The organism is Terrihabitans soli (genome assembly GCF_014191545.1).
GTDB lineage: Bacteria > Pseudomonadota > Alphaproteobacteria > Rhizobiales > Methylopilaceae > Flaviflagellibacter > Flaviflagellibacter soli.
This window is the reverse complement of sequence record NZ_AP023361.1, coordinates 2,500,918-2,524,407: the sequence shown is the minus strand read 5'-3', so window position 1 is coordinate 2,524,407 and position 23,490 is coordinate 2,500,918. Positions and strand designations below refer to the sequence as shown.

Sequence of the window (23,490 nt, the reverse complement as noted above, 5' to 3'; positions counted from 1 at the left end):
CGGTTCTAGCACAGGCCGCGGTGCGGCGAGAACCGGGTCTCAGAGCCGGGTTTTGGTGCTGGCGCGGCCGGTTGCCGCCGTATCCCAGCCGCCGCCGGGCGGGGAGACCATATTCGCTTCGATGGGAGCCGCTTTCGGCTTCCAGGCCGCAACATCGGCTTTCGCGCTCGAGAGCTTGCCGGCATCGAGTTTGCCGCCCACCTGGTCGCGCTTTGAGGCAGCGTCGGTGTCGCCTTGGGCGGCCGCGAGCGCAAACCACAGATAGGATTGGACCGGATCCTTCGGTACGGAGATGCCGCGGGCATAGAAGATGCCGAGATTATACTGGCTGTCTTTGACGCCGTAATCGGCGGCCTTGCGGAACCAGTTCATGGCAGCCGCGAGATCGGGCTGGCCGAAGCCGCCATCGGCATAAAGAACGCCGAGATTATGCATGGCTTGGACATTGCCGGCGGTCGCGGCCTGTTCGTAATAACGGCGCGCCGTTGCGACATCCTTGTCCATACCTTCGCCCTTTTCGGCGAGGCGTCCATAACGGTATTGCGCGGGCGGCAGGCCCTGTTTGGCGGCGCGCTCGAGCCACAGCGCCGCCTTCTGAAGATCCTTCGGCACGCCGCGGCCTTCGGCAAAGCGCACGCCGACTTCGTATTGCGCATCGGCATTTCCGGCCGAGGCCGCATTGCGCAGTTTCTCGCCGCCGATCTCGATGGGCAGCGCAAGATTGGTCGCGGGACGCGCCGCCGGCATCGGCGCGGGTGCATCCATCGCCGGAGCCGAGGTTTCCGTTGCGAGCGCCGGTCCCTGGACCGTGCCGGTAAATTCAGGCTCGCTCGGCGCAAACGCGTCGACCGAGGGGCCGACCGACTGCGCCGGTGCAAAAAGCTGCGGCGCCTTGGCGACGACCGGCGGCGGCAGAGCGTCGGTCTCGGGAGCCGTCACTTCGGCAATTTCAGAGCTTGCGGCCTGCGGCGCGGTCTGGGCGGTTTCAGTGTCGCCGAACATGCCGGACAGAAGCGAGCTCGATCCGGCGTAAATGCCGAGGAGAAGCGCCGCGGCTGCGGCGCTGCCGAGAACAAGCCGCTTGAACCGCGGACGCGCAGGCTGCGTTTCAGTGAGGTCGGCGGCCGAGATGCGCAGACGCGCCGCGGCGCTCGCTGCGCGCGGTTGGGCAGGAGCCGGAAGAGCCGGCTGCGGCGCCTTGTATTTTACTTTCGGCTCGACGCACGGTTCCTCGGGCAGGACCGAGCGGCGCGCGGCGGCGATGAAACGGCGGCGCTCGGGCCCGGCCGCCGGATCGCGATTGATCAGATCGAGCGGCTCTTCGCTCTTCGTCGCTTCTTCAAGGGCGCGCTTTGCGGCGGCGCGCGCGCGGGCCGAGAGGCTCTGCTGCTGCGGAGCCTGCGGCTGCGGGGCGGCTGTTGCGGCCAATCCGGCCGGCTGCAGATTGGCGTGCGGCAGGCGATGGGCGATGTGTTCAAGCGTCTGGCGCACCGTGTCCATCACATCGCGCATGCGCTTTTCGGCGTCATTGGCGTCGGTGCGCAAATCCGCAAGATCGCGCGCGACCGTGTCGATACGCTCATGCGTGGCTTTGGCCAGCATCTGCAGATGCGAGTGCACCACCTGGGTCGCGGCTTGGGTCGCGGCGGTTTCGACGGCCTGGACGGGCGCCTGTGCCTGCTGCGTCAGGCGCCGCACTTCCTGCAGCGTCGCATCGATGGCGAGGAAGGTCTGGCCGGTGCGCTCTTCAAATTGCACGGCAAGCCGCTCGAGCGCGGCTTCCATATCGATAACGGGGTCGGCCGGTGCGGGCGCTGAGGCCGGCACGGCCTCCTGGACGGGCGCGGGTTCAGGCGCGGGCGCCGGGGCCGGTTGCGGGGCGAGACGCTGTTCGAGCCGGGCGGCAAGACGCTCGAACGCCGCTTCCATCGCCGCGACCGGATCGCGCGCCGGGAGCGGATCGCGCTGCGGCTGATAGGACGGCGGCTCGTAGGCCCGGGTGCTGCTGTCGAGATGGCGCTGGCGCTCGACGATTTCGGCGACGGCGCTGCGCAGCGGCGCGGTACGGGGCAGGGGAGCGCTGAACCGGTCCATGACCGCGCGCATGCGGGCATCGTTCTGCTCGCGCTCGTTCTGGGCGGCGATGCGGCGCTGGATCAGCTCGTCGAGAATGTGGCCTTCGCGCGGACGCGGTTCGTCCCGGTAGTCTCTGGGCGCGCGGGTGTCGTCGCGGTAATCGTTGGGAGCGCGGTAATCGTCGTTCCGGCGGTAGAGCGGTTCGAAATCCGGGGTCACGGCGCGCAGATGCGGGCGCGGCCTGTCCGCCTGGTCCCTTAGCCAGTCGGCGACATCGCTGAGTTTCCGCCGCATTTCGGCTTCGTCGAAGCCCATCTCCCGATCCGCCCAATCACCTCTGCGCGCGGCCATCCAGCACTCCCCTCCTGCGACGGAGCGCAGGCCCGGGCCAAATCCTGCAGCTGCGGAGCTTCTGCTCCCCGGAGCGCTGGGCCACGGCCAATTTGTCGGCCGGGTATGGTAAAGACCGGGTTAAGGGGACGGGGCTTCTGTGCCGATTCGATGCGTCGATTTCCGCTCTCGTGCGTTGTCGAAATAGTCCGAGCTTGACGTTTAGAGGAGACACTTATGCGCACGGCCCTTTTTGCGATCGCCCTCGCATCGCTGCCCGCCTTCGCACAGGCGGCGGAACCCCAATCCGATGACCGCTTTCAGATCGAGAAAAGCGGCGACAACTACATCCGGCTGGACCGCAAGACCGGCACCATGTCGACCTGCACGCTGAGCGGCGCGGACCTCGACTGCCGGGCCTCGGCCGATGAGCGGGCAGCCCTTCAGGCGGAGATCGACCGTCTTTCCGGTGAGGTCGAGCGGCTGAAGGCCGGGACGCCCGAAACCGCTTCCGGCGCGTCAATCAGCAAGGACGGCAAAGAGCTTACGCTGAAACTGCCGAGCGAGGCCGAGATCAAACAGGTCGTCGCATTCTTCGAAGACATGCTCCAGCGCATGGTCAACGCCGTCAAAGACCTGGCCAACGGAAACGCCTGATGGCAGCGGGGCCGGGGGGCCGGATCACACGGATCGTCTATGACGATCCCGACGAGACGCCGCTGGATCTCAGACGCGGCGCTCTCACGGTTGAGACGCGCGGCCGCGGCTTCATCGATGTTACGGCGGCGGTGCGCGAATGGCTCGGCGGCATCACCGCCGGGGACGGTTTGTTGACTGTTTTCATCCGGCACACCTCGGCAAGCCTTGCCGTTCAGGAGAATGCCGATCCCGATGTGCAGGCCGATCTTCTGGCCGCTCTCGACCGGCTGGCGCCGGAAAATGCGCCCTACCGGCACACCGTCGAGGGGCCCGATGATATGCCAGCCCATATTAAGTCGTTAATCACATCGGTTGTAATTTCCATTCCAGTCGCTGATGGCGATATAATGCTGGGCACGTGGCAGGCGCTTTACCTGATCGAGCACCGCACTGCGCCCCATAGCCGAGACCTCGCGCTGATGTTTATTGGCCGGGCGCAACATTAGGTTAGAAGGGCGGCTCGATTCAGCTTCCAGCGTCAGCGCAGCCTGACCAAGGGATTCGCCTGAGCGCGAGATTTATTCAAAGGCCCCAGAGTTAAATGCCCGACACCGCCAAACACCGTTTTGTCATTGCTGACGACCATCCGCTTTTCCGCGGCGCGCTGCGCGCCGCCATTCTCGGCGCCTTCCAGGGCGCGGAGATTTCGGAAGCGGGCACAATCGAAGCGCTCACCGCCGAACTCGACCGCGTTCCTGAAATGGATCTGATCCTGCTCGATCTCGGCATGCCGGGCGTTCGGGGTTTCTCGGGTCTTCTTCTCCTGCGCGCGCAATATCCGGGCATCCCCGTCATCGTCGTGTCGGCTCATGAGGAGCCGACGGTCGTCAGGCGCTGCATGGAATTCGGTGCCTCGGGCTTCATCCCGAAAACCACCGATGTCGATATCATGCGTCAGGCCATCCGCATCGTGCTCGACGGCGGCACCTGGACGCCGCCCGATCTTGATCTCGATACCGTGCCGGACGACGAGACCTCCGCGCTTGTGCGCCGCCTTGCGACGCTGACGCCGCAGCAGGTGCGCGTTCTGATGATGCTGTCGGGCGGGCTTCTGAACAAACAGATCGCGTTTGAGCTCAACGTGTCGGAAGCGACCGTGAAGGCCCACGTCTCGGCCATTCTGCAAAAGCTCGGCGTCGACAGCCGCACGCAGGCCGTCATCGCCGCCTCCCGCATCGAAGCGGGCCAGTGGCTCGATACGTCTTTCGCCTGACGTAATTACGAACCTGCCGCTTATTCCGCAGCCGGCCGTGCTACGCGCATCTGCGCCAAAAGGGCTCGGAGGGCTGCCGGGCGCACCGGCTTGTGAAGGATTTCGAGATCCTGGGCGCGCGCGCCGTCGCGCACGGCGCGGCCGCGATCGGCGGTGACGACGATACCCGGAATTTCGCCGCCGATTCTCATCCGCAACTCACGTATGGTCGACAGCCCGTCACCGCCGTCGAGATGATAGTCGGCGATGATGATGTCGGGTGAGCCGTCGCTGTCCAGGCTCACAAGCGCATCCGCAAGGCTTGCCGCGGCCGTGACCTTGCAGCCCCAGCCGCCCAGAAGCTGCGTCATACCGTCGAGAATAGCCGGCTCGTTGTCGATACACAGGATATGCGTGCGCGCCAGCATGGACGGCGCAAACGGGCTGAGGCCGGCGGTTTCGGTCGGCACGGCGCGTTGGGCGGGCGCCGCCGGAACGACGACGCTGAAGGTGGAGCCCTTGCCGGGTGTCGATTTCAGCGTCAGCGGATGGTCGAGAATACGCGCGACGCGTTCGACGATCGACAGGCCAAGCCCGAGGCCGCGCGCGACGCGCGCGCCGGGCTCCAGCCGCTGGAACTCCTTGAAGATCACGCGCTGGCTGGAGGCGGGAATGCCAAGGCCCGTATCCCACACCTCGACACGCAGGCGTCCGCCCATGCGCCTGACGCCCATCAGCACCGTGCCGGCCTGCGTGTATTTGATCGCGTTCGACACGAGGTTCTGCAGAAGGCGGCGCAGCATTCTGCGGTCGGAACGCACCCAGCCCTGTGTATGGATGATTTTGAGCGACAATCCCTTCTCGCGCGCGAGCGGCGCGAACTCGACTTCGAGCTGGCGCATCACGTCGCCGAGCTTGAAGATCGAAATGTCGGGCGTCAGCGCGCCGGCATCGAGGCGCGAAATATCGAGAAGGACGGAGAAAATCTCTTCCACCGATTGCAGCGACGCATCGACATTGGCAACGAGATCGCGCGATGCGCTGCCGTCGGAACGCTCGACAAGGCTCGAGACATAAAGGCGCGCAGCATTCAGCGGCTGCAGGATGTCGTGGCTTGCGGCGGCCAGGAAGCGTGTTTTCGAATAGTTGGCGCTGTCGGCTTCGGCCTTGGCGCGGGCAAGTTCCTGATTGAGATGGGTCAGCTCGCGCGTGCGCTCATTGACGCGCGCCTCCAGCGCTTTTTCGGTCGTGACGGTCTCGGTCACGTCGGTGAAGGTCGCGACGAGACCGCCATCGGGCATGTTGTCGATGCGGATTTCGACGACCTTGCCCGAGTTCTGCAGCGTGGAGCGGAAGGTGCGGTGATGCGCCGTATTCTGCATCCGCTCGGCAACGATGTCGTCGATGCGGCCTGGGCCATAAAGGCCGCGTTCGGCATTGCTGCGCAAAATCTCTTCGAGCGGCTTGCCGACGCGCAGGAAATCGTCGGCATGGCCAAAGAGGTTCACATATTCGCGGTTCCAGCAGACGAGCCTGAGACTGGAATCGAACACGGCGACGCCGTGGCGAGCGTGATCGAGCGCAGTCTGAAGAACATCGCGCGAATGCTGGACGGCGACGGAGGCCTCGTCGAGAAGACGCATCGCGGCTTTGCGGCTCATCGCGCCGCGGCGCAGGAGCAACGACAGCACAAGGCGCGATGACGAGGTGCCGATGACGGACGCCAGAAGATGCTCCGCATAGCGCACAAGATGAATATCGGCTTCGTCATACAGAGCAGGCCTCGCATTGCGCGCGGTAGCGAATTGCTCGAAGGCGGCCTGGGTGCGTTCTTCACCGATATAGCGGGCGACCGCGCTTTGCAGTTCGCCGACGCGCACCGGTGAATGCCAGCCGCGGAAGCTCGACGCCATGGATTCGAGATTGTCGCCGACGAATATGTTCGCCTGCAGCCGCTCCATGGGCGAGTGCGAGGTGACGAGCGAGCCGAGAATGTAGGCGATGGTGTTGAGAACAAGGCTCCAGAAGACGCCGTGCACGAGCGGGTCGGCTTTCAGGCCGAAGAGTTCGAGCGGCATCAGGAAGTCGATGCCGAAGAGGCCGCCTTCGAGAATCTGCGAAGCGACCATTCCATCATGCGCGATGCTCGGCAGAAGCAGCGTATAGGCCCACACGACGAGCCCCGTCAGCGTGCCGACGATCGCGCCGGTGCCGGAGGCGCGACGCCAGAACAGGCCGCCGAAAAAGGCCGGCGCGAACTGGGCGATGGCGGCAAAGGACAGAAGGCCGATCTGCGCGAGACCGACCTCGCTCGTGTTGCGGTAATAGACATACGCAAAGATCAGGATCAGGAAGATCGAGGCGCGCCGCACGAGGAGAAGAAAGCGCGGCATGTCGCCAAGGCCGCGCTCATGGCTTCTGAGAAGAAGCGGCAGCGCGATATTGTTCGACATCATGATGGCCAGAGCGACCGATTCCACGATCACCATCGCGGTCGCTGCCGACAGGCCGCCGACAAAGGCCGCAAGCGCAAACAGGTGCGAGTCGACCATCATCGGCAGGTTCAGCACATACATGTCCGGCGTAACCGGGCCGTCGCCGAACATCAGCATGCCCGCCAGCGCCATCGGCACGACGAAAATATTGATGGCGATCATGTAAAGCGGCACGAGCCATGCCGCGTGGCGGATTTCCTTCTCGCCCATGTTTTCGACGATCGTCACATGGAACTGGCGCGGCAGAAGGAAGGCACAGAAGAAGGACAGAACGCTGAACGTGATCAGCGTCGCCATATGCGGCGAGTCATCGAACCGCGCCACGAGGTTTGCTTCTTCGGCGCGGCGCACGAGATCGCCGATGCCGTCAAACATGACCCAGGTCACGAAAATCCCGACGGCGAAAAAGGCAATGAGCTTGATGAAGCTTTCGGCGGCGATCGCCAGCATCAGGCCCGACTGATGCTCGGTGGCGTTGACATGCCGAGTGCCGAAAAGACTTGAGAAGACGGCAAGGATCAGCGCCACCCAGAGCGCGATCGCTCCGGCATCGTAGGCCGGCGCGCTCGATGCGCCATAGACGGTCAGCACCGTAATGACGGAGGTCGAGATGGCTTTCAGCTGCAGCGCGATATAGGGCACGGCGCCGACGAGGGCTGCGACCGAAACGATGACGGCAAGCGTCTGGTTCTTGCCGTAGCGCGCAGCCATGAAGTCGGCGACGGAGGTGATGTTCTGAGCGCGGGCGAGGCGCGTCACCTTCAGAAGGATCGGGCTTGCGACCGTGAACGCGATGATCGGGCCGATATAAATGCCGATGAAGTCGAGGCCGGAGGTCGTAGCCAGACCCACCGAGCCGAAAAATGTCCAGGATGTGCAGTAGACTGCGATCGAGAACGAATAAATGTAGGGCCTGCCCCAGCCGGACATCCAGGCAGGGCGGACCCTGTCTGCGTAAGCCGCCAGCGCAAATAAAAGTCCAAAATAGACAAGCGCTACGGCGATCACGGCCCAGCCGTGCTGCATAACTCAGGTCCTCAACACTCGGTTGACTGATTGATACCAGCGGGCGAGCGCGGCCACTAGGGCTGCCCGCCTTTGAACCTTTACGTGCATGGTGCGACTGAACCTTTGGGTAGATCGGAAGTTAATCTCCCAAACGAGTGTTTCATGCCAAAACCTATCCATCTTGCCGCCATCGCTGGCTTTTTAGGCGTGGCTGCGGCCGCCTTTACGGTTGATCTGACCGGCCCCCGGGCCGAAAGCCCGCTGCAATTCCTGTTGAAACAGAACCGGGCCCGTGAGGCGCCCCGGACTGACTATCCGGCCGAATCCGTACCCATGCGCGGAGATGGCGGGTTCTTCAGCGAGTTTTTCGGGTTCGAAGAGGAGCGGCCGCAGCAGAGGGTGGCCGTCACGAGCAATCTGCAGCGCGTCGTCTGCAAGCGTCAGTGCGACGGCGCCCAGATGGTGATGGGCTTCATGCCGGCCAAAAGCCGTCAGAAGGAGGCCGAAGCCATGTGCTCGGCCGCCGCAGGCGGGGCACCGGCGCAGCTCGTCCTCGAAAAATTTGTCCCCGGCCAGGGATTTGCTCCGGTGGAGCTCGCATCGAGCGCGCCGCTGCAGGAGGGACGCGCCTCGCTCGATGCCACGACGGCTCAGCCTGCGGCGGAAAGCGCCTGTCCGAAGAGCCAGACACGCGAATCGTTCATGACCGTGCCGATCCTCAACGACGCGACGCTGCGCCATGGCGATGTCGTTGCAACCAAAACGGGCTTCAAGGTTTTCGTCGGCGGCGGCAAGCCACCTTTTAAGGAGACTGATTTCGCTGCGCTCGACGAGCGAAAGAAAGTCGCCGCCGATCTCCGCAAGCTTAAAGTCGCGGGCAATTAGGTCTAGGCTCGCCTCAGGACTTCGTGGAGAGGCGTGTCATGCTCGAGGAATTCAAGAAATTTGCGCTGAAGGGCAATGTTGTCGATCTCGCCGTCGGCGTGATCATCGGCGCGGCGTTCAGCGGTATCGTCAATTCGCTGGTGGCCGATGTCATCATGCCGATCATCGGCTATGTGACCGGCGGTCTCGATTTCTCGAACTATTTCTTCCAGCTCGGCGGTGCGCCTGCCGCGACCTATGACGAAGCAAAAAAGGCCGGTGCGACCGTGGGCTACGGCGCGTTCCTGACCGTCGCGCTGAACTTCATCATTATTGCCTGGATCCTCTTCCTCGCGGTGCGCGGCATCAACCGCCTGCGCAAGACCGAAGAGGAAGCGCCCGCAGCGCCGCCGAAGCAGGAAGTGCTGCTGACGGAAATCCGCGATCTTCTGGCGAAGAAATAACGCTGGAGATTATTCGGCGGCGATGGAAATGCGGGTGAGCTGGAGCGCGCTCCAGACTTCATCCAGCGCGTCCGCGAGCTTTGCGATCAGCTCATCCGAATGGAACGGCGTCGGCGTAAAGCGCAGACGCTCGGTGCCGCGCGGCACCGTCGGATAGTTGATCGGCTGCACATAGATGCGGTGTTTTTCGAGCAGCCGGTCTGAAGCGGCTTTCGCCAGCGACGGATCGCCGACGAGAACCGGCACGATGTGCGTTTCGCCGGTCAGCACGGGCAGGCCGCGCGCCAGCAAAGCGGCCTTCGTCGCTTTGGCCTGGCGCTGCTGCGCCTCGCGTTCGGCGGACGAGTGCTTCAGGTGGCGTACCGATGCGCAGGCCGCGGCGGCAACGGCCGGCGGCAGCGTCGAGGTGAAGATGAAGCCCGGCGCATAGGAGCGCACAGTATCGATGATCGTGGCGGATGCCGCGATATAGCCGCCGACGACGCCAAAGCCCTTGGCCAGCGTGCCTTCGATGACGTCAACGCGGTCCATCACGCCTTCGCGCTCGGCAACGCCGGCGCCGTGATCGCCATACATGCCGACGGCATGCACTTCGTCGAGATAGGTCATGGCGCCGTAGCGTTCGGCGAGATCGCAGATCGCTGAGATCGGAGCGACATCGCCGTCCATGGAATAGATGCTCTCGAACACGACGAGCTTGGGACGCTCGCGGCCGGCCGCGCGCAGCAGCTCTTCGAGATGGGCGAGATCGTTGTGGCGGAAAATCTTTTTCTCGCAGCCGGAATGGCGGATGCCGGCGATCATCGAGGCGTGGTTCAGCTCGTCCGACAGGATCAGGCAGTCCGGCATCACCGAGGCGATGACCGAGATCGCCGCCTCATTGGCCACAAAACCCGAGGTGAAGACGAGGGCGGCGTCCTTGCCGTGAAGGTCCGCAAGTTCCTGCTCGAGGACGACGATCGGATGGTGATTGCCCGAAATATTGCGGGTCCCGCCGGCGCCGGCGCCGGATGACAGCGCGGTCGAGGCCATGGCGTTGACGACGTCCGGGTGGTGGCCCATGCCCAGATAGTCGTTCGAGCACCAGATCACGATGTCTTTGGCGCCCTCGGGGGAGTGCCAGACCGCTTCCGGGAAGCGGCCCGTGATTCGCTCGAGATCGGCGAAGACACGATAGCGGCGCTCACTGTGCAGGCGCTCGACGGCTTGGCTGAAAAAGGCGCCGTAATCCGGTTTCATCAGGGAGGATTGCTCGACCATAGAATTAATCTAGCTTGTAGCATCTCGATTGTCGCTTTGCGACTTCCACGCAGCGACACTGCGCCGCGTTTTTTTGGAGGGCTGCGCGAGGGTCCCTTTATGGGGGCTCAATCGGGGAAATTTCGTTCAAATACGCGTGTTTAGGTCACTATCCACGGAAGCCTGGGCGGCGCATTGATCAGGGTCAAAGCGGGGCGGCGAACTGGTGCTGCCGGAGAGGATTGAACTCTCGACCTCTCCCTTACCAAGGGAGTGCTCTACCACTGAGCTACGGCAGCAAACGCGAAGGGGCCGAAGGGCGCCAAGGCGGCGCGAGTACTGCCACAGAGGGGTTTGAGGCGCAACCGCGCTTGCGGGCCTTCCCGCTTTGCTTATGAGTCGGATCATGCCCACCAAACGTACCCCTGAGACCCTCAAGGCCGAGGCCGAACGCCGTGAGCGCCTGGCCGGGGCCCTCCGCGAGAATTTGAAGCGCCGCAAGGCGCAGGCGAAGGGGCGCCGCGAAGAGGGGCGGGAGGACGCCAAGCCCGGCGCGGCAAAGGAACATGAGGGACGCGGTGAGGGTTAACCGCGGCCTACTCCTTGCCTTGTTTCCGTCCGTCCCCTGGATTAAGTCCGGAACTCCCGCGACTTTAATGTCCGTCTCTCCGACCGGAGCATCTCCCCCGCATGGACCGTATTCGCATTCTCGGCGGCGCTCCCCTCGAGGGCTCGATCCCGATCTCCGGCGCCAAGAACGCCGCTCTGCCGCTGATGATCGCGGCGCTGCTCACCGAGGATGAGGTCGTTCTCGAGAACGTGCCGCGCCTGGCCGACGTCGCGCAGCTGAAGCGCATTCTCTCCAATCATGGCGTCGACATTTCGATCCGCGGGCGCCGCCACGGCCAGACCGAAGACGATGGCGAGACTCTGACGATCAACGCCAAGACGATTGTCGATACCACTGCGCCCTATGATCTCGTCTCGACCATGCGGGCGAGCTTCTGGGTCGTCGGCCCGCTCGTCGCCCGCATGGGCCATGCGAAAGTGTCCTTGCCGGGCGGCTGCGCCATCGGCACGCGGCCGGTCGATTTTCTGCTGCAGGTTCTCGAAGTGCTCGGCGCGCAGATCGAGATCGATGCCGGCTATGTCATCGCCACGGCCCGTCACGGGCTGAAGGGCGGCCACATCAAATTTCCGAAAGTCTCCGTCGGTGCAACGCACACTGCGCTGATGGCGGCGAGCCTCGCCGATGGCGAAACGCTGATCGAGAACGCGGCGCGCGAGCCCGAGGTCAAGGACCTCGCCGATCTTCTGATCAAAATGGGCGCGAAGATCGAGGGCGCCGGCACGTCGACGATCAAGGTCACCGGAGTCTCGAAATTGCATGGGGCCACGCATGCGGTGATCCCCGACCGGATCGAGACGGGCACTTACGCGATTGCTGTCGCAATGGCCGGCGGCGATGTCATCCTGCAGAACACCCGCGCCGATCTTCTCGACTCGGCGCTGGAGACGCTTCGTTCGGCCGGTGCGGTGGTTGAGAGCGTGCCGCACGGCATTCGCGTTGCGCGCAACGGCAATGGCATTCAGGCCGTGGATGTCACAACCGAACCTTTCCCCGGATTTCCGACCGATCTTCAGGCGCAGTTCATGGCGCTGGCAACGCGCGGGCAGGGCACGTCGAAAATCCGTGAAACGATCTTCGAAAACCGCTTCATGCATGTGCAGGAACTGGCGCGGCTCGGCGCCAAGGTGCGCCTGGACGGCGACACCGCCTATGTCGACGGCGTCGACCGGCTGAAGGGCGCACCGGTCATGGCGACCGATCTCCGCGCCTCGGTGTCGCTCGTCATCGGCGGGCTCGTGGCGGAAGGCGAAACCATCATCAACCGCATCTATCATCTGGATCGCGGTTTCGAGCGGCTCGAACACAAGCTCGGCCGCTGCGGCGCCCGCATCGAGCGGATTTCCGGCTAGACCTCGCCCTTCAGCGGCGGCTTCAGCGCGCCTAGTTTCGACGTCAGGTCGGCCATCCGGCGTGTGCCCGTCTTTTCCTTGATGCGGCGCAGATGTGTGTACACCGTGTTGAGGCTGAGCTTGCGGGTGCGCGCATATTGGGCGAGCGCAACGCCGCTCTGCAGGGCGGTGGCAAGATGAGCCTCTGCTTCCGTCAGTCCGAAGGCCAGCCGCGCAATCGCCGCCGCTTGCTCGTCGCCCTGCTTTAAAGGGTCCCGGATGAATACGACGGCGATCGCCGCTGTTCTGTCCCAGCGCCGCTCGGAGGCTGCGACCGGCCTGACCGAGCAGATATAGGGCGGGGCGCCGCCTGTGCGCGGCAGCGGGAAATCTGGCGGTGCGGAAGGTGCGCCCGCTTTGCGCGTTCCGGCGATCTCGGCAAGAGCCGGCTCAAAAAGGGCGCGTGCTTCCGGCGACAGAAATTCGACCGCACCTTTGTGAACGCGAAATCCGTCGCCGCGCCGCGCGAAGGCTCGCGCGGCTTCATTGGCGTAGATCACTTTTCCGTCCGGGCCGATCAGCAGCGCGCCGTCGTTCAGCCAGTCGAGCGCCCGTTCGAGGGACCGCGCGGTTTCGGTCGCGGCGCGCATGCGCCGCGTCACATCGTAAGCCTGCCTTACATGGGGAGTGAGCCGCGCCATCATGTCGATCTCGCTTTGCTGCACGTGGCCTTCCCGCGGCGAGCGCTGCAGGGCGATACATGCAAATTCCGTGGGGTTCTGGATGATCGTCCCGGACATGAAATAGCGAAGGTCGCATTTGCCGAGAAAGTCGGAATAGAACGGGTCCCGGTTCATCGCGTGTTCGTCGATGACCTGTGAATCGTAACCGATCTCGTCCTGGATGCTGCGGAAGCCGAGCACGACGCGCGGGCTGATCGAAATGTAATGCTCCGAATAGGCGATATCGCTGCCTTCGGGGATGCCGTGGCCCCAGAAATCGGTCAGCTGCATGATGCTTTTGTCTGCCGCTTCCATCGTCGCGCCGGCCGAGCCGAACAGATTGCTGATGAGGGCAAGCGCGTTAGGCCAGCCTGTCTCGTCGAACGCCGCGGCTTCGACGGCGGCGAGCGCGCGCAAAAAGCTGTCTTCATCCCGCTTCAGCATATCTGCCTCCACACGGGCATCGCGGCCTTGCAGGCCCGGACGGAGGCAACACGAACATCCGCCTCGGCACTGTGGCCGGACGGCAACCCCCATTTCCCTTTTCAACTATCGGCTGCGAATGGCCGGCTGTCATCACCAATTCTGGTGACGCCGCCTCCCGTCCATACCCGCTAGCGTGCGTTCCAAGGTTCGGGGGAATCGACGATGCGCATACTCGCTGCTGCTGTTTTCATTGGGATGCTTGCCGCGTCCGTTCCGGTTCAGCCGGCGTCTGCGCAGATTTTCATCGATCTCGACGGCCCCAAGGCCCCCGAGGTGATGAGAGAGATCTTCGCCGAGCTTGAAAGTGCTGACAGGCATAAGAACTGCCCTGCCTGGCGTCGGGCCATGGCGCGCCTCGAAGAATTCATCGCCGTGCGCAAAGGTGTGGGCGATGAGAAAGTGCTTGCGGCGGCCCTTCGCGGAAAAGCGCTCCTGCCTCAGGGGCCGTGCATCACCGGTAGCGTCAGATTCGAATATCTCAGGGTGTGCGAGACCGGTCCGGTGCCGTTCTATTACATACCGCCGCCGCCTTCACTTCCGCTGGTGCCAACGCCCGCGCCGGCCCCGACACCCGCGCCTGCACCCGCGCCGATCCGGGCGCCGGCCTGCATCCAGATTTCCGCCGCGACGAGCTTCACCTCTGTCTATACGGGCGACAAATCCGGTTTCGGCACCATCGTGACCGCCGGCGATCCGTTCATCGCCAAAAGCGATGAGCGGTCCGAAGGTATCGGCCTGAGCGCGAGTTACGATTATGCCGTCGGCGATTGGCGGCAATCCTTCGGGCTGGATTATTCTTTCACCGGCTCGGACTCCTCGGCCGAGGTCGCGAGCGGCACCAGCGCCGGCTATGTCCCGCAGGATGTTGCGAACGGCGCCGGTTGGGCCTCCGGTCTCGGTGTCGTCGCATCAAGCGATGTGGAGCGCCACGAATTCAGCGGCACCTACCGCATCGCGCGCGAATTCAATTGGGACGGCGGCGGCTCCTGGGGCGCGCCGGTCGATGCGGCGATGAGACGTTCGCGCAAGGATGTCGGCATCGTGCTGCGCGTCCGCGGGTCCGAGCTGACGCAGGATGGCCAGGTCGAATCCGTTGCCTTCCCCGGTGTCGCCTATGCCGATCTTGAGCAGACGCTGAAGAGCTATGAGTTCGGCATCGGTCCCTCGGTGTCCGGCATCCACGGCTTCGGCAACGGCTTTTACGTCGGCGGCGGTCTCGATGTGCTCGCCGTTGCGCGGTATTCGGAACTGAAATCCGAAGAAAGCTGCGGCAGCTGCGGCGGCCCCGGGACCTCGACGCTCGAAGACGATTTTTCGACGATCGACGTCGCGACGCGCCTGCGCCTCGTCTTCGGCTACACGCTGCCCGAGGAAGGGCTGAATATCGGCCTGACCGGCGGCGTGGATTGGAGCGGCCGAGATATCATCGATATCCGCCAAAATCCGTCGGACGAAAGCACCCATATCGACAATGACAGCGGCGTCGACTGGAGCGCCGGCCTCCGCGTGCACAAGTCGTTCTGAGCCCGAGGCGGCCCGAACCGGCTGAAAATAGGCTCCTATTCCTCAGGGGACCGGGGCGCCGCCATTGCGTTCCGGACCCGGCTTTCTTAAGTCTGGTGCTCCACACGCAAACCGGTCGAGCCCCCATGTCCGACGCCCCTTTGAGACTTCTGGCCCGCGATGCCGAGGACCTTTCGGTCCTGTCCGTGCACCTGCAGGACGCCGAGCTGAAGGTCGCCGATCTCATCTACCTTCCGCGCGAGCGCCGCTTCGCCTTTGCTGTCGACCGCTTCGATTGGGAGCGCCGCACGCTCGAAAACAAGAATTGCCGCCGCCGTGCTGCGGTGCATTTCGATGACGTGGTTAAGGTTTCGTCGAAGGGCGTGCCGCTCGAAGAAAAAGACAAAGTGGTCAATCTTCTCGCTCTGGCCTTCCAGCCGGGCGAGGAGGCGCCGGGCGGCTCGGTCGTCCTGCTTCTCGAAGGCGGCGCATCGATCAAGCTCGAGGTCGAGTGCCTGGAAGCGGCGTTGAAGGATCTCGGTCCCACCTGGGACTGCACGTGCTGCCCGAGCCATCCTGAAGCCGAAGCCGAAACCGAGGACGCCTGAATATGGCGGCTCTGCTGGACGCCGGCGCGCCCGATTTCGAGGCGCGCTTTTCGGCCTTGCTCGCGCAAAAGCGCGAGGTCTCCGAAGACGTCGATAATGCGGTGCGCGCGATCATTCGCGAGGTGCGCACCAAGGGCGATGTCGCGCTGTGCGACTACACGCGCAAATTCGACCGCTTCGACATCACCCCCGCCAAACTGCGCGTGACGGAAGCCGAGATCGCCGCGGCCTGGAAGGCCTGCGATCCGGCAACGCTCGAAGCGCTTCACCTCGCGCGTGAGCGCATCGAGAGCCACCACAAGCGCCAGAAGCCTGAAGACGAGCGCTACACCGATGGTGTGGGCGTCGAACTCGGCCACCGCTGGACGGCGGTCGAGGCCGTGGGTCTGTATGTACCCGGCGGCACGGCGGCCTACCCCTCTTCGGTTTTGATGAATGCGGTGCCGGCCAAGGTTGCGGGCGTGCCGCGGCTTGTGATGGTCGTGCCGACGCCGGACGGCAAGCTCAATCCGCTGGTGCTGGCGGCCGCCAAAATTTCCGGCGTCGACGAAATCTACCGCGTCGGCGGTGCGCAGGCTGTGGCCGCGCTTGCCTTCGGTACCGAGACGATCAAGCCCGTCGCGAAAATCGTCGGTCCCGGCAATGCCTATGTCGCCGCCGCCAAGCGCCAGGTCTTCGGCACGGTCGGCATCGATATGATCGCCGGTCCCTCCGAAGTCGTCGTCGTCGCCGACAAGAGCGCAAATCCGCAATGGGTTGCCGCAGATCTTCTGGCGCAGGCCGAGCACGATGAGGCGGCGCAATCCATTCTCGTGACCAACTCCGCGGAATTTGCCGCCGAGGTGTCGAGCGCGGTGACGCTGCAGCTCGCAACATTGCCGCGCGGAAACATCGCCTCCGCAAGCTGGGCGAATTTCGGTGCGATCATTCTGGTGAAAGATCTCGAAGCTTCGGTGCCGCTCGTCGATCGCCTGGCGCCCGAGCATCTCGAAATCGAATCCGACAAGGCCGAAGAGATCGCGGGCAAGGTCCGCAATGCCGGCGCCATTTTCATCGGCAGCCACACGCCGGAAGCCGTGGGCGATTATGTCGGCGGTTCGAACCATGTCCTGCCGACGGCACGCTCGGCGCGCTTCTCGTCGGGGCTCGGCGTTCTTGATTTCGTCAAGCGCACCTCGATCCTGAAATGCTCTCCGAAGAGCCTTGCCGAAATCGGTCCGGCGGCGGTCAAGCTCGCCGAGGCCGAAGGGCTTCAGGCGCATGCGCGGTCGATCACGATCAGGCTCGAGCGCTGATGGGCGAGGGCGACAGCTCGGAGCGGCTGATCGCCGTCCACATCGACGAAAGCTCGCTCGGGGCTTCCAGCGCCGAAGGCGAGCATGAGCGCGAGATCGCCATCTACGATCTTCTGGCCGAAAACCGCTTCGGCACCCTCAAGGGCGATCCCGGACCCTATCGGCTCACTCTGGCGCTTATTCAGAACAAGCTCGTGTTCGACGTCAGGGACGAGGCCGATCGCCCTATCGTCACGCATCTTTTGGCGGTCGGGCCGTTCCGGCAGATTCTATCGGAATACCGGAGAATCTGCGCCCGGCACTATGCGGCCATCAAATCGGCCTCGCCCTCGCAGATCGAGGCCATAGATATGGGCCGCAGGGGCATGCATAACGATGCCGCCAGGCTCCTGATGGAGCGGCTGGAGGGCAAGATCGAGATGGATTTTCCCACGGCCAGGCGGCTGTTTACGCTGATTGTCGCCCTTCATTGGGAGCTATGACGCTTCGGGCGTTGTGAAAATCACCGCCAGAGGCTAGTTTCCGCGCCTTCAACAACCTTTGAGTTTCAATGTCGAAAGAAGAACTGCTCGAGTTTCCGGGCACCGTCACCGAACTCCTGCCCAACGCGATGTTCCGCGTGAAGCTGGAGAACGAGCACGAAATCGTCGCTCACACGGCAGGCCGCATGCGCAAGAATCGTATCCGTGTCCTTGCCGGCGATAAGGTCCTGGTTGAGATGACACCCTACGACCTGACCAAGGGTCGTATCACCTACCGCTTCAAATAAGCATCGCGCCGGGTCCCGGCCAAAGAGCTGCACGGATATGACGGACCGTCCCAAGCTTGTTCTGGCTTCCGCCTCGCCGCGGCGCCTGGCTCTGCTTGAGCAGGTGGGTCTCCGCCCCGAAGCGCTCATTCCGGCAACGATTGATGAGGAGCCCGTCCGCTTCGAGCGGCCGAACGCGCTTGCCGAGCGTCTTGCCGTCGAGAAGGCAAAGACGGCGCGTCACATCGCCGAGAGCGACGAGAATCTGAAAGACGCGTTCTTCCTCGCCGCCGACACGGTGGTCGCGGTCGGCCGCCGCATCCTGCCGAAGACCGACACGATCGAAGACGCGACCGAATGCCTTGAGCTTCTGTCGGGCCGTTCGCACCGCGTATTTACATCGGTCTCGATGATCACGCCGACCGGCAAGCAGCGCACCCGCACGGTCGAAGCGCGCGTGCGCTTCAAGCATCTGTCGCGGCCGGAAGTCGAATCCTATCTCGCCTCGCATGAATGGCGCGGCAAAGCGGGCGGCTATGCGATTCAGGGCATCGCCGGCGCGTTCGTCGTGCGCATTGTCGGCTCCTATACCGCGGTCGTCGGCCTGCCGCTGTACGAGACGGTCAGCCTGCTTGCGGGCGAGGGCCTTCCGATCCATCTCGGCTGGCTGAACCCGCTCGACGGAATCTAATGCCTGCAGACGTCTCCAATGCCGGCAAGGCCGCAAAGCCGCGCTGTCCGATCTGCGGCAAGCCCGCTGTCGCCGCCCATATTCCCTTCTGCTCCACCAAATGCGCCGACATCGATCTGAACCGTTGGCTCGGCGGCGAATACCGCATCCCGACCGATGAGCGTCCGGATGCCGCGCCCCCGCCGGAAGGGGAAGACTAGGCGCTCTGGACAGGGCTCCTTCCGGTTTCTATAACCCCCCGTCTCGACGCGGCGCCGCCGCAGACGGGTCAATGCCCAGGTAGCTCAGTTGGTAGAGCAGCGGATTGAAAATCCGCGTGTCGCTGGTTCGATTCCGGCCCTGGGCACCATTCCCCTCAATAGCTTAGACGCAGCAGCTCTGCTTGAAGTAGAGCTGGAGCCGCACGTCCGGATGCGGGGCTTTGGCAGCCGCTAGCGCTTCTCGATGAGGAAGCTGATCCGGCCGTCCCGTTCAGTCTGCTCCAGTAGGACATCGCCGGTTTCCCGCAAAAGATTCGGGATATCGATCGCCGAGAGCGGGTCGGAGGAAATCACATTCATCCGGTCGCCGGCGCTCAGCCGGGTGAGCGCCTTGCGCGTTTTCAGGGCGGGCAGAGGGCACATCAGGCCGGTGAGATCTAGGGAGGTCTCGCTCATCTTTCTGAGGTGCCACCGGCCGCCCGATCCTGCAAGCCTTGACCTGACAGAGCGCAATTCGCACTTTCCTGCGCGTGAACCATTCTTCCCCCAATCCGCGAATCCAGCGCCTCACTCCGCTCGACGATGCTTTGGCGCGGCTTGCGGCGGAGACGCCGCTTGCGCCGCCGCTGACGCGTGCGGTCGCCGACGCCACCGGCGCGGTGCTCGCAAGCGATATCCGCGCGCCTGCCGATCTGCCGGCATCGCCTGTCGCTTATTCCGACGGCTGGGCGGTGAATGCCGAGGATCTCGTCGGCGCCAGCGCCTATAGCGCGGCTGTGATCGCGCCGCCGCCGACTTGGGTTGACGCGGACGATCCGATGCCGTCGGGAGTGGATTCCGTCGTGCCGCCCGATGCGGTCACGATCCCTGCGCCCGGAATGGCGGAAGCGTCGGCGTCCGTTGCGCCCGGCCACGGCGTTCGCAACACCGGACAGGACGTGAAGTCCGGTGCGCTTCTCATTCCCGCCGGCACGCGTCTCGCGCCGCGTCATATCGGCATTCTCACTCTGTCCGGCTTTGGCACGATCGATGTGCGCATGCCGCGCATCCGCATCGTTCTTGCGAGCGCTGCGGCGGCACGCCATGCGGATATGGTGCGGATGTGGTTGCAGCTTGCGGGCACTGAGATTGCGGAGACCATCTCCGTGCCCGGCGCACGCAACGATCTCGCCGCCGCCTATCGCAAGCCGGGCGCCGATTTCATTCTTTCGCTCGGCGGCACCGGGCAGGGGCGTAGCGACTGCGCCGTTGCCGCGCTCAAAGATGCCGGTACGGTCGAATTACAGGGCGTGGCTCTGCGCCCCGGCGAAACCTCAAGTTTCGGGCGTGTCGGCACGGTGCCGGTTCTGCTTCTGCCCGGGCGTGCGGACGGCGTCATCGCCGGTGTTCTGGCTCTCGCCAAGCCCATCGTGACCGGGCTTTCGGGTCTGACCCAGCCGGACTGGCTCGCGCCCGTGCGTCTTGCCTCCAAAGCAAGTTCGACCATCGGCCTGACCGAATTCTTCTTAGGGCTTCCCGAAAAAGAAGCGATCCGGCCACTGCCTCTCGACGAGGCGGGGTTCGAGGCGCTGGGCCGGGCGGTGGGTTGGTTTACCGTGCCGCCGGGTTCTGAGGGTTTTGCAGCCGGGGATGTGGTGCATCTGAGGCCGTTCCAGCCTAGATAATGCCCATGAAGGATCGCGATATCATCGAGGCCGTACGCCGCGCGGCGCGTCAGGAGCAGTTCCTCGACGTCGTCTCACGCGAAGAGGCGGAAAAGCGGTTTCGCGCCGCCGTGCCCCATAAGCCGCTTGCCGCTGAGACCGTTGAACTCGCGGCAGCGCTCGGCCGCGTGCTTGCCGAAAATCTGACCGCGCCGATCGATCTGCCACCCTTCGACCGCTCGTCCGTCGACGGCTTTGCCGTGCGCGCCGCCGATACGGCGGGAGCGAGCGAGCCTTCGCCTGTCCGCCTGCGCTTGAATAAGGAAGTTCTCGCCTGCGGCACCGCGCCTGCGCTGACGGTTGCCGGCGGAAGCGCAACCGCGATTTCGACCGGCGGTGTCGTGCCGCGCGGGGCAGATGCCGTGGTGATGATCGAGAACACCGCGTTTGGCGAAGACGACAGCGGACCTTACGTCGATATCAAGCGTCCGGCTTCACCGGGCGGCTTCATCGCCTTTGCCGGCTCCGATATCGCGCGCGGCGAAACCGCGCTGCGCCAGGGCCTCGAAATTACCTCGCGCGAGATCGGCGTTCTCGCCGCCTGCGGGCTTTCGTCGGTCAGTGTCGTGCGCCGTCCGCGCGTCGGCATTATTTCGACGGGCGACGAGCTTGTGCCGCCCGGCGGCGATCTGCCTCCCGGTGCGATCTACGATTCGAATTCAGCGATCACCGCTGCCGCCGTGCGCGAGAATGGCGGCGAGCCGGTTCTCTTCGGCATTATTCGCGACGATGAAGATGCGCTTGCCACGCGCGTCGAGAAAGCCATAGCCGAAACCGATCTTGTCGTATTGTCCGGCGGCACCTCGAAAGGCGCGGGCGATGTCTCGCACCGCATCCTGTCGAAACTCGGCAAGCCGGGCATCATCGTGCACGGCGTTGCGCTGAAGCCGGGAAAGCCGATCTGTCTTGCCGTGGCGCGCGAGACACCCGTTATCGTGCTGCCCGGTTTCCCGACCTCCGCCATCTTCACCTTCCACACTTTCGTGACGCCTCTCATCCGCGCACTCGCGGGCCTTCAGCCGCGCGGCGAGGATGTCGTCGATGCGGTGCTGCCGGTGCGCGCGGCTTCTGAGATCGGCCGCACCGAATATGTGATGGTCTCGCTCGGCCAGACGCAAGAGGGCCTCGTCGCTTTTCCGCTCGGCCGCGGTTCGGGTTCGGTGACGGCGTTCTCACAGGCCGACGGCTTTTTCTCGATCGATGCGCTGGCGGATGCCGCCGATGCTGGGACGCCGCAAAGCGTGCACCTCATCGGCAAAGGTCTGCATGTTCCCGATCTCGTTCTGGCCGGCAGTCACGATATCGGCCTCGATGCTGTGGTCTCGATCCTTGCGCGTCAGGGTGTTCATGTCCGCACACTTGCTATCGGCAGTATGGGCGGCCTTGCAGCGCTGAAGCGCGGCGAATGCGATCTTGCTCCGGTGCACCTCCTCGATCCGAAGACCGGCTTGTACAACACGCCGTTTCTGAGCGAAGGCCTGTCGCTGGTTCCCGGCTGGCGGCGCCGCCAGGGCGTCGTCTTCCGCAAGGGCGATACGCGTTTCGAAGGCAAAGCGGCGCGTGATGCGATTGCGTCTGTCGCGGGCGATCCAGACATCATTCTCGTCAACCGCAATGCCGGTTCGGGCACGCGTATTCTGCTCGATGGAATTCTGTCCGGCCAGCGCCCGGCAGGCTATGCCAATCAGCCGAAATCGCACAATGCCGTGGCCGCCGCCGTGCAGCAGGGGCGGGCGGATTGGGGCATGGCTATTGAGAATGTCGCGCGTCTTTACGGTCTCGGCTTCCTTGCCGTGGGCGACGAGCATTATGATTTCATCCTGGCGGACAGTCGCCGCGATCGTCCCGCCGTTCAGGCTTTTCTGAATGTGCTCGGCAGCGGCGAGGTTCGTGCCGCGCTTCACGCGCTCGGCTTTGTGCCGGGCGATCTTGCTCTGGCGGGCGAATAAATGGCGCAGCTTTCCGACGATTGCTTTGCGTTCGGCGGCGAACTCATGCCGATCGAGGCGGGCCTCGCACTGATCGGTGAGCGCGTCGTGCCGGTCACAGACATCGAGACCGTCTCGCTGATCGATGCGGACGGACGGATTTTGGCGGAGGACGTTATCGCGCCCTTGGCTCTGCCGGGCTACGACAATTCCGCCGTCGATGGCTGGGCGGTGCGTCATGCCGATCTCAATCCGGGCGGAGAAACTATTCTTCCGGTGGTCACGCGCATCGCCGCCGGCGATCGTTCGCCGCACGCGGTCGGCAAAGGCGAAAGCGCGCGCATTTTTACCGGCGCGATGATGCCGGACGGCACCGACACTGTTTTCATGCAGGAAGATGTGCGCGAGGAAGACGGACGCGTCATTCTGCCCGCAGGATTGAAGAAGGGGGCCAATCGCCGTCTTGCCGGCGAAGACATCGCGACCGGCGCACCCGCGCTCGCTTCGGGGCTGCGGCTTCAGCCGCAGCATGTCTCGCTTGCCTCTGCGCTTGGCCTCACGGGTCTGAAAGTGCGCCGCCGTCTGAAAGTTGCGGTTCTGTCGACCGGCGATGAACTGGTCGAGCCCGGCCGTCCGCTTCAGCCGGGCATGCTGCACGATTCCAACCGTGTGATGATGGCGGCGCTGTTGCGCCGCGCCGGATGCGAAGTCACCGATATCGGTATGTATCGCGATGAGCCGGATGCGCTCGGCAAAGCCATTCTTGCCGCCGCCAAAGGCCACGATCTGATTATCTCATCCGGCGGCGTTTCGACCGGCGAAGAAGATTATACCCGCCGCGTCGTCGAGACGGTCGGAACGCTGGTGCACTGGCGCCTCGCCATCAAGCCGGGGCGTCCGGTCGCGATGGCGGTTGTCGATGGCGTTCCCTTTGTCGGGCTTCCCGGCAATCCCGTTGCGGTGTTCGTCACCTTCGTCAACATCGTGCGGGCCTTGGTCGCGCGCCTGTCCGGCGAGAGCTGGACGCCGTCGACCGCCGTGCCCGTGAAGAGCGGCTTTGCCTATAAGAAAAAGACCGGCCGCCGCGAGTTCGTGCGCGTATCGCTCGTGCGCGAGGCGGATGGATCCATTGTCGCGCACAAGCATCCGCGCGAAGGTGCAGGCGTCATTACATCGCTGACGGAAACCACAGGTTTTGTCGAGCTGCCCGAACCGGTCACCGCGGTCGCGGAGGGCGATCTCATCGCCTATCGCTCATACGAGAACATGTTCTAGGCCGC

General features: G+C 64.1%; 22 protein-coding genes and 2 tRNA genes. 18 read left to right on the top strand and 6 right to left on the bottom strand.

The window, feature by feature from the left end; translation table 11 throughout:
* Positions 1-39: 39 nt before the first annotated feature.
* On the bottom strand, positions 40-2,427 hold the full coding sequence (locus IZ6_RS13195; protein WP_222875507.1) for a tetratricopeptide repeat protein: 2,388 nt from the start codon (positions 2,425-2,427) through the stop codon (positions 40-42).
* Between the two features lie 216 nt (positions 2,428-2,643).
* Here IZ6_RS13195 and IZ6_RS13190 point away from each other — a divergent pair, with 216 nt between their 5' ends.
* The 3 genes from IZ6_RS13190 (at position 2,644) to IZ6_RS13180 (ending at position 4,318) form a co-directional block, all read left to right on the top strand.
* Complete coding sequence (locus tag IZ6_RS13190; RefSeq protein ID WP_222875506.1) at positions 2,644-3,063, top strand: hypothetical protein; 420 nt, start codon at positions 2,644-2,646, stop codon at positions 3,061-3,063.
* The gene (locus IZ6_RS13185; protein WP_222875505.1) at positions 3,063-3,551 is read left to right on the top strand and encodes a secondary thiamine-phosphate synthase enzyme YjbQ; all 489 of its coding nucleotides are present in this window, start codon (positions 3,063-3,065) and stop codon (positions 3,549-3,551) included. Before IZ6_RS13190 ends, IZ6_RS13185 begins: the two co-directional genes overlap by 1 nt.
* A 95-nt stretch (positions 3,552-3,646) precedes the next feature.
* Positions 3,647-4,318, top strand: coding sequence for a response regulator transcription factor (locus tag IZ6_RS13180; RefSeq protein WP_222875504.1), 672 nt, complete (start codon positions 3,647-3,649; stop codon positions 4,316-4,318).
* 20 nt (positions 4,319-4,338) lie between these two features.
* Here IZ6_RS13180 and IZ6_RS13175 read toward each other — a convergent pair whose 3' ends face one another.
* Positions 4,339-7,818, bottom strand: coding sequence for a PAS domain-containing hybrid sensor histidine kinase/response regulator (locus IZ6_RS13175; protein ID WP_222875503.1), 3,480 nt, complete (start codon positions 7,816-7,818; stop codon positions 4,339-4,341).
* A gap of 144 nt (positions 7,819-7,962) precedes the next feature.
* Here IZ6_RS13175 and IZ6_RS13170 point away from each other — a divergent pair, with 144 nt between their 5' ends.
* Together IZ6_RS13170 and mscL are read left to right on the top strand one after the other, a co-directional pair.
* Entirely contained in the window at positions 7,963-8,685 is a 723-nt protein-coding gene (locus tag IZ6_RS13170; protein ID WP_222875502.1) for a DUF2865 domain-containing protein, read from the top strand.
* Positions 8,686-8,723: 38 nt separating this feature from the next.
* Positions 8,724-9,128 carry a large conductance mechanosensitive channel protein MscL gene (mscL, locus tag IZ6_RS13165; protein ID WP_222875501.1) on the top strand — a complete coding sequence of 135 codons (405 nt, stop codon included), beginning with the start codon at positions 8,724-8,726 and terminating at the stop codon, positions 9,126-9,128.
* A gap of 9 nt (positions 9,129-9,137) precedes the next feature.
* Here mscL and hemA read toward each other — a convergent pair whose 3' ends face one another.
* Together hemA and IZ6_RS13155 are read right to left on the bottom strand one after the other, a co-directional pair.
* Positions 9,138-10,367 carry a 5-aminolevulinate synthase gene (gene hemA, locus IZ6_RS13160; RefSeq protein ID WP_225873908.1) on the bottom strand — a complete coding sequence of 410 codons (1,230 nt, stop codon included), beginning with the start codon at positions 10,365-10,367 and terminating at the stop codon, positions 9,138-9,140.
* A 224-nt stretch (positions 10,368-10,591) separates the two neighbouring features.
* Positions 10,592-10,666: transfer RNA gene (locus IZ6_RS13155), tRNA-Thr, on the bottom strand.
* 107 nt (positions 10,667-10,773) lie between these two features.
* Between IZ6_RS13155 and IZ6_RS13150 the strand changes: the two genes are divergently transcribed.
* Together IZ6_RS13150 and murA are read left to right on the top strand one after the other, a co-directional pair.
* On the top strand, positions 10,774-10,956 hold the full coding sequence (locus IZ6_RS13150; protein WP_222875499.1) for a hypothetical protein: 183 nt from the start codon (positions 10,774-10,776) through the stop codon (positions 10,954-10,956).
* 101 nt (positions 10,957-11,057) lie between these two features.
* Entirely contained in the window at positions 11,058-12,347 is a 1,290-nt protein-coding gene (murA, locus tag IZ6_RS13145) for a UDP-N-acetylglucosamine 1-carboxyvinyltransferase (protein WP_222875498.1), read from the top strand.
* Here the strand turns inward: murA and IZ6_RS13140 are convergent.
* Positions 12,344-13,492 carry a helix-turn-helix transcriptional regulator gene (locus IZ6_RS13140; RefSeq protein WP_222875497.1) on the bottom strand — a complete coding sequence of 383 codons (1,149 nt, stop codon included), beginning with the start codon at positions 13,490-13,492 and terminating at the stop codon, positions 12,344-12,346. The genes murA and IZ6_RS13140 overlap by 4 nt on opposite strands.
* A 204-nt stretch (positions 13,493-13,696) precedes the next feature.
* Here IZ6_RS13140 and IZ6_RS13135 point away from each other — a divergent pair, with 204 nt between their 5' ends.
* From IZ6_RS13135 to IZ6_RS13100, 8 genes are all read left to right on the top strand, one after another.
* Positions 13,697-15,058: a hypothetical protein gene (locus IZ6_RS13135; protein ID WP_222875496.1), complete on the top strand. Its 1,362-nt coding sequence runs from the start codon at positions 13,697-13,699 to the stop codon at positions 15,056-15,058.
* Positions 15,059-15,183: 125 nt separating this feature from the next.
* Positions 15,184-15,645 (top strand): DUF2948 family protein, encoded by a 462-nt coding sequence (locus tag IZ6_RS13130; RefSeq protein ID WP_222875495.1) that lies wholly within the window; start codon positions 15,184-15,186, stop codon positions 15,643-15,645.
* Positions 15,646-15,647: 2 nt separating this feature from the next.
* A complete protein-coding gene (hisD, locus tag IZ6_RS13125) occupies positions 15,648-16,940 on the top strand; it encodes a histidinol dehydrogenase (RefSeq protein ID WP_222875494.1) in 1,293 nt (430 codons plus the stop codon).
* Positions 16,940-17,422, top strand: coding sequence for a UPF0262 family protein (locus IZ6_RS13120; protein WP_222875493.1), 483 nt, complete (start codon positions 16,940-16,942; stop codon positions 17,420-17,422). Before hisD ends, IZ6_RS13120 begins: the two co-directional genes overlap by 1 nt.
* A 68-nt stretch (positions 17,423-17,490) precedes the next feature.
* Positions 17,491-17,709, top strand: coding sequence for a translation initiation factor IF-1 (infA, locus tag IZ6_RS13115; protein WP_222875492.1), 219 nt, complete (start codon positions 17,491-17,493; stop codon positions 17,707-17,709).
* A gap of 37 nt (positions 17,710-17,746) precedes the next feature.
* Positions 17,747-18,379: a Maf family nucleotide pyrophosphatase gene (locus tag IZ6_RS13110; protein ID WP_222875491.1), complete on the top strand. Its 633-nt coding sequence runs from the start codon at positions 17,747-17,749 to the stop codon at positions 18,377-18,379.
* The gene (locus IZ6_RS13105) at positions 18,379-18,579 is read left to right on the top strand and encodes a DNA gyrase inhibitor YacG (RefSeq protein WP_222875490.1); all 201 of its coding nucleotides are present in this window, start codon (positions 18,379-18,381) and stop codon (positions 18,577-18,579) included. The genes IZ6_RS13110 and IZ6_RS13105 overlap by 1 nt, the downstream gene beginning before the upstream one ends.
* A 73-nt stretch (positions 18,580-18,652) precedes the next feature.
* Positions 18,653-18,728, top strand: a tRNA-Phe gene (locus tag IZ6_RS13100).
* A gap of 82 nt (positions 18,729-18,810) precedes the next feature.
* On the opposite strand, the gene IZ6_RS13095 is transcribed toward IZ6_RS13100, so the two are convergent.
* Positions 18,811-19,035 carry a sulfurtransferase TusA family protein gene (locus tag IZ6_RS13095; protein WP_222875489.1) on the bottom strand — a complete coding sequence of 75 codons (225 nt, stop codon included), beginning with the start codon at positions 19,033-19,035 and terminating at the stop codon, positions 18,811-18,813.
* 74 nt (positions 19,036-19,109) lie between these two features.
* Between IZ6_RS13095 and IZ6_RS13090 the strand changes: the two genes are divergently transcribed.
* Genes IZ6_RS13090 through IZ6_RS13080 form a run of 3 tightly spaced genes read left to right on the top strand, consistent with a single transcriptional unit; the run spans position 19,110 to position 23,485 of the window.
* Positions 19,110-20,243: a molybdopterin-binding protein gene (locus IZ6_RS13090; protein WP_222875488.1), complete on the top strand. Its 1,134-nt coding sequence runs from the start codon at positions 19,110-19,112 to the stop codon at positions 20,241-20,243.
* A 5-nt stretch (positions 20,244-20,248) separates the two neighbouring features.
* Positions 20,249-22,231, top strand: coding sequence for a molybdopterin biosynthesis protein (locus tag IZ6_RS13085; protein ID WP_225873907.1), 1,983 nt, complete (start codon positions 20,249-20,251; stop codon positions 22,229-22,231).
* Positions 22,232-23,485 (top strand): molybdopterin molybdotransferase MoeA, encoded by a 1,254-nt coding sequence (locus tag IZ6_RS13080; protein ID WP_222875486.1) that lies wholly within the window; start codon positions 22,232-22,234, stop codon positions 23,483-23,485.
* Positions 23,486-23,490 lie beyond the last annotated feature (5 nt).

Excerpts from the sequence above, each read along its gene's own strand:
- IZ6_RS13195 (WP_222875507.1), bottom strand. The coding sequence starts at position 2,427 with ATGGCCGCGCGCAGAGGTGATTGGGCGGATCGGGAGATGGGCTTCGAC.
- IZ6_RS13190 (WP_222875506.1), top strand. The coding sequence starts at position 2,644 with ATGCGCACGGCCCTTTTTGCGATCGCCCTCGCATCGCTGCCCGCCTTC.
- IZ6_RS13185 (WP_222875505.1), top strand. The coding sequence starts at position 3,063 with ATGGCAGCGGGGCCGGGGGGCCGGATCACACGGATCGTCTATGACGAT.
- IZ6_RS13180 (WP_222875504.1), top strand. The coding sequence starts at position 3,647 with ATGCCCGACACCGCCAAACACCGTTTTGTCATTGCTGACGACCATCCG.
- IZ6_RS13175 (WP_222875503.1), bottom strand. The coding sequence starts at position 7,818 with ATGCAGCACGGCTGGGCCGTGATCGCCGTAGCGCTTGTCTATTTTGGA.
- IZ6_RS13170 (WP_222875502.1), top strand. The coding sequence starts at position 7,963 with ATGCCAAAACCTATCCATCTTGCCGCCATCGCTGGCTTTTTAGGCGTG.
- mscL (WP_222875501.1), top strand. The coding sequence starts at position 8,724 with ATGCTCGAGGAATTCAAGAAATTTGCGCTGAAGGGCAATGTTGTCGAT.
- hemA (WP_225873908.1), bottom strand. The coding sequence starts at position 10,367 with ATGAAACCGGATTACGGCGCCTTTTTCAGCCAAGCCGTCGAGCGCCTG.
- IZ6_RS13150 (WP_222875499.1), top strand. The coding sequence starts at position 10,774 with ATGCCCACCAAACGTACCCCTGAGACCCTCAAGGCCGAGGCCGAACGC.
- murA (WP_222875498.1), top strand. The coding sequence starts at position 11,058 with ATGGACCGTATTCGCATTCTCGGCGGCGCTCCCCTCGAGGGCTCGATC.
- IZ6_RS13140 (WP_222875497.1), bottom strand. The coding sequence starts at position 13,492 with ATGCTGAAGCGGGATGAAGACAGCTTTTTGCGCGCGCTCGCCGCCGTC.
- IZ6_RS13135 (WP_222875496.1), top strand. The coding sequence starts at position 13,697 with ATGCGCATACTCGCTGCTGCTGTTTTCATTGGGATGCTTGCCGCGTCC.
- IZ6_RS13130 (WP_222875495.1), top strand. The coding sequence starts at position 15,184 with ATGTCCGACGCCCCTTTGAGACTTCTGGCCCGCGATGCCGAGGACCTT.
- hisD (WP_222875494.1), top strand. The coding sequence starts at position 15,648 with ATGGCGGCTCTGCTGGACGCCGGCGCGCCCGATTTCGAGGCGCGCTTT.
- IZ6_RS13120 (WP_222875493.1), top strand. The coding sequence starts at position 16,940 with ATGGGCGAGGGCGACAGCTCGGAGCGGCTGATCGCCGTCCACATCGAC.
- infA (WP_222875492.1), top strand. The coding sequence starts at position 17,491 with ATGTCGAAAGAAGAACTGCTCGAGTTTCCGGGCACCGTCACCGAACTC.
- IZ6_RS13110 (WP_222875491.1), top strand. The coding sequence starts at position 17,747 with ATGACGGACCGTCCCAAGCTTGTTCTGGCTTCCGCCTCGCCGCGGCGC.
- IZ6_RS13105 (WP_222875490.1), top strand. The coding sequence starts at position 18,379 with ATGCCTGCAGACGTCTCCAATGCCGGCAAGGCCGCAAAGCCGCGCTGT.
- IZ6_RS13095 (WP_222875489.1), bottom strand. The coding sequence starts at position 19,035 with ATGAGCGAGACCTCCCTAGATCTCACCGGCCTGATGTGCCCTCTGCCC.
- IZ6_RS13085 (WP_225873907.1), top strand. The coding sequence starts at position 20,249 with ATGAAGGATCGCGATATCATCGAGGCCGTACGCCGCGCGGCGCGTCAG.
- IZ6_RS13080 (WP_222875486.1), top strand. The coding sequence starts at position 22,232 with ATGGCGCAGCTTTCCGACGATTGCTTTGCGTTCGGCGGCGAACTCATG.